This window comes from Streptomyces sp. NPDC006476 (assembly GCF_040612015.1).
Taxonomy (GTDB): domain Bacteria; phylum Actinomycetota; class Actinomycetes; order Streptomycetales; family Streptomycetaceae; genus Streptomyces; species Streptomyces griseorubiginosus_B.
Genome location: NZ_JBEXPK010000209.1, coordinates 1 through 3,552 on the forward strand (window position 1 = coordinate 1; position 3,552 = coordinate 3,552).

Below are 3,552 nucleotides of genomic sequence, written 5' to 3' on the forward strand. Positions count from 1 at the left end.
CGGCACCAACTCCCCGCCGGGACGGGTGATCGGCGCTCACAGCGCCGTACAGTGATCCACACCCGAGGACCGGAAGACACCATGCCTGAGCGGAACATCGAGTTCGGCAAGTACGGCGCCCGCGGCATCAAGGGCCACGAGCCGTCGCCCGCCAGCTGGACGCCCTCGCCAGCTACATCGCCACCCCCGTTACCGCCCGGCGAGGCCTCCTGGCCCGCCTGCACTACCTCACGCGTACCGACCACGCCCGCGCCGCCGCCCGGGCCGCCGGTCTGACTGTCACCGACCGCACCCTACGTGCCTGGCTCGAGGGCGCCCGCGCGCCCTCGAGGAGGAACCTGGAGCGGATCGAGCAGGCGTACCGCACCGTGCGGCGGGAAAACGTCGCCCGCTATCTGACCGCCCGCCTCAACCGCGAGGGCCGCGGCACCCGCGTGGAGATCCACCCGGTCAACCAGTCGCAGGTCGACCGGCCCCGCCAGCGCGTCGTGGAATTCCGCACGCTGAACGTGCGCCGCTGGGACCGCATCGTCGCCGCCTGGGCGGCCGGCGACGACCAGGAGCTCGACGAAGCCTGGGTCGACCAGGTCGTCGACCTCGGCTCGCAGTGGGGCCAGTACGAGTACGTCACCAATGTCGGGTTCGCCGCATGACCTCGTGCCGCATCAGGCAACGTTCGCCCTGTTGGAGAACCAGGCGAATACACCCGCGCCGACAGGCGCACTGACCAAGAAGCCCGCAAAGAGACCGACGTCGTGGTCAGCCAGCGGCGGAAAGGCCCAGTCCGCTGTTGCGCCGAAAAGCAGTGCCACCGTCATCGTCATAAGGAAGACGGCCACAGCGGCGAGCCGGCGAGGCGGTCCTGTGCGGTACATGTCGCCCACCGGCCCAGCCGCGAACATGGCCGGCATGCCGAGGTAAAAGACGGGGTCGGGCAGCCATCCGAACGGCCAGAACACCAGGGCGGCGACCCCACAGAAAGCGAGGCCAAAGAGCTCCGACACGATGGTGGACACCACCAGCTCCCACGGCTGGCGCCGGATCGAGCTGTTCGCGCTGTCCTTCTCATCGGCCACGCCGGAAGAGTAGCCGTCATCATGGCGAGTAGACTGTCGCGACTAAGTGTCGTTCTGGTTGGTGGAGTTGAGGTCGGGCAGGCTTCGCATGATGCTTCCGTGGCGTAGCGCCATCGAAGTTCACCGCAGCCCAAACGTCGCACAGACGGATGATCGTCCGCGGCCCACCAGTACTCCGGCTTGGTCGGCGGCGTGGATTTGTGCCAGGTCGCTCTGTACCTCACCTTTGCCACCAGCGCCGGGCACTGTCTGATCGACCGTGGCCGCCGCCCTCGAGCGAGCCGCCCAGACCCCGGCCGGAACGATCCCGCCGAGGCCGATCTCGACCCCCTCAGCAGCCACGAACTCCCCCGCCTGCTACGGACCTTGATCCTTCCGCCGCCCCGACGAGACCGCGACCACGCCTGTGGTGGTCCACCTGGCGCCGCCGCCATCAACACCGCGCCCGCCTCTGCCACCGCCGCTGGCACACATACACCGACACCACACCATGATCAAAAAAACACCAGCAGCTATCTACAGCCGCCGTAACAGCCCCGTAAATCAACCGGTTGATCTGCTGCCAGACGTGCCGTTTCAACGCGACTGATGCAGTCCGCGCTGTTCCCCGAACGCCGCCCGATTCATCCTGCTCATCGCTTGGGTGATCGAGTGGCGCTCCAAAGTCATTCGGTTACGCTGATGGTATGGCGCTTGTCCTTGATGGTTGGCGCACTGAGTGAGCGGCGTTGAAGCGAGGCCGTGATATGCAATACTCGAAGCTGGCTCCTCTGCTGAGGCTGGCCTATCGCTCGTATCTTGACAGCGACTTCACGTCGCTGAGGAGGCGCGCCCACGTATTGGGTATCCGGCGAATCGATGAGCCAATCGGGAATTCCCCAGTCCTGATTTCGGTAGAGTGCGATCCCGGTGTCAATTTTGATCGTCTACGCGCTGATTTCGGAGTGGATGTAGCGGCCGGGGGTTGTATACGTAAAGCTGCAGCTCCCATTAGTGCCATTCCTGCCGTAACTGACCACCCCGGCGTCAAGTATGTAGCGTCCTCTCCCTTGGTGTATTCCAAGGTAGAAGTCGACGATCACTGACGTCCAGTCCAGCTCCCCACGTGCGCCGAGCTCGTCCAGCACCGCCCGGTGCAGCCGACGCCACAGTCCCGCCTTCGTCCAGGCGGAGAAGCGGCGGTGCGCGGTGGCCGGCGAGACACCAAACGTGGGCGGCAGATGCCTCCATGCGCACCCACTGGTCAGCACGTACACCACGGCGGTGAACACGGCCCGCTCGTCCAGCGGCGCCGTCCCGCCGCCCTGGCGGCGCGGCGTGAACGACGGCAGCAACGGCGCGGCCAGATCCCATAACCCGTCAGGAACCAGCCGCTGCGACAGATCAGCACCCACGAAGAGCAATCATGCCGCAGCTCACCACGCCACCACGTGAGACATCGTCTGAATGTTTACCTCCGCACCGCTCAACTTTGAAGACCCGGCAATCACCGCTGCCCGCGTCCCGAAAAACACCCGGAACCCGCCCGACACCCGTGATCAGAATTCACGCGGTGGATCGAGGCAAGACACCCACCACACAACAATGACATTCTCATTCGGATTCGCATATGAAGTGCGCAAAACAAGGGGCGATACTGGAGTATTTATACCACCTGCCGGCGAGGATCACCGTCCACACTCGACCGGCAGCGATCACATCTGAAGGATCAAGGTTAGGCTATTTGACTCTATCGTGGACCGGTCGAGATTGACATACTGGCTATTGATCATAGTCGGATTAAGGAGAAGTCATGGCGCAGACCAGGACGGCGGCCATTCTCGCCGCACTCTCACTCTCGCTAGGTATCACTGCCGTTGACGCCGGCTCCGCCAATGCTGCAGCAGGCGACCGGCACTTCGTTCTCATATCGACCCATGCCGCTCCCCTGTGGAGGGCTAATGCGCAGCTCTATGCCGGGCGAGGCAATTTGGTCTACTCGTGGGTGCAAAACACCAGGAGTGGCGGCCGAGCGCTGTGGTATTTCACAGACGGCGGCGACGGCGGTTCCATTAGCGTGGAAGTCGAAGGTACCAACAAGGTTAGCTTGACGAAGGTTCCTCTTGATAGGGATTACTGCTTTAGTGTTTCAGCGGGAGGCGACCCCAATTATACGGGTGACAGCATTACTGGCGGCTGCAACTCGGATTGAATGAGCCCTCTTCTTGAACGAGACCGCACCACCTCAACGAAGTTGAGGTGGTGCGGTCTCGTTTTCGTCCCGGTCCACCGCGTGGTGGACATCCTCACCTCGCTGACCGGCGCCGAACCGTCCACAGGATTTGTCCACTCCCTGCTGCGGCGTGCTGCACGGGCGCTTCAGGTGTGCGACTTCGCCATCCGCACCCCAGGGCTGACGCAAGGTCCGGGATTGAGACGTTTCCGCAGGTGAGCGGTCCGTGATGTGGAAGACCGAAGCTCGGTTGAGCGGGGTGAC

The 3,552-nt window shown here is 63.7% G+C and carries 4 protein-coding genes and 1 pseudogene; 2 read left to right on the forward strand and 3 right to left on the reverse strand.

Annotation, left to right across the window (positions count from 1 at the left end):
• Positions 1-81 precede the first annotated feature (81 nt).
• Positions 82-653 (forward strand): annotated as a pseudogene (locus tag ABZZ74_RS52940) (transcriptional regulator).
• Positions 654-665: 12 nt separating this feature from the next.
• Here the strand turns inward: ABZZ74_RS52940 and ABZZ74_RS52945 are convergent.
• Together ABZZ74_RS52945 and ABZZ74_RS52950 are read right to left on the reverse strand one after the other, a co-directional pair.
• Complete coding sequence (locus ABZZ74_RS52945) at positions 666-1,076, reverse strand: hypothetical protein (protein WP_356951274.1); 411 nt, start codon at positions 1,074-1,076, stop codon at positions 666-668.
• A gap of 926 nt (positions 1,077-2,002) precedes the next feature.
• Positions 2,003-2,470 carry a transposase gene (locus ABZZ74_RS52950; protein ID WP_356951275.1) on the reverse strand — a complete coding sequence of 156 codons (468 nt, stop codon included), beginning with the start codon at positions 2,468-2,470 and terminating at the stop codon, positions 2,003-2,005.
• A 398-nt stretch (positions 2,471-2,868) separates the two neighbouring features.
• Between ABZZ74_RS52950 and ABZZ74_RS52955 the strand changes: the two genes are divergently transcribed.
• Positions 2,869-3,267 carry a hypothetical protein gene (locus tag ABZZ74_RS52955; RefSeq protein ID WP_356951276.1) on the forward strand — a complete coding sequence of 133 codons (399 nt, stop codon included), beginning with the start codon at positions 2,869-2,871 and terminating at the stop codon, positions 3,265-3,267.
• Between the two features lie 33 nt (positions 3,268-3,300).
• Here ABZZ74_RS52955 and ABZZ74_RS52960 read toward each other — a convergent pair.
• Positions 3,301-3,552 (reverse strand): hypothetical protein (locus ABZZ74_RS52960; RefSeq protein WP_356951277.1); only part of this gene is annotated, 252 nt, incomplete at its 5' end.

Excerpts from the sequence above, each read along its gene's own strand:
- ABZZ74_RS52955 (WP_356951276.1), top strand. The coding sequence starts at position 2,869 with ATGGCGCAGACCAGGACGGCGGCCATTCTCGCCGCACTCTCACTCTCG.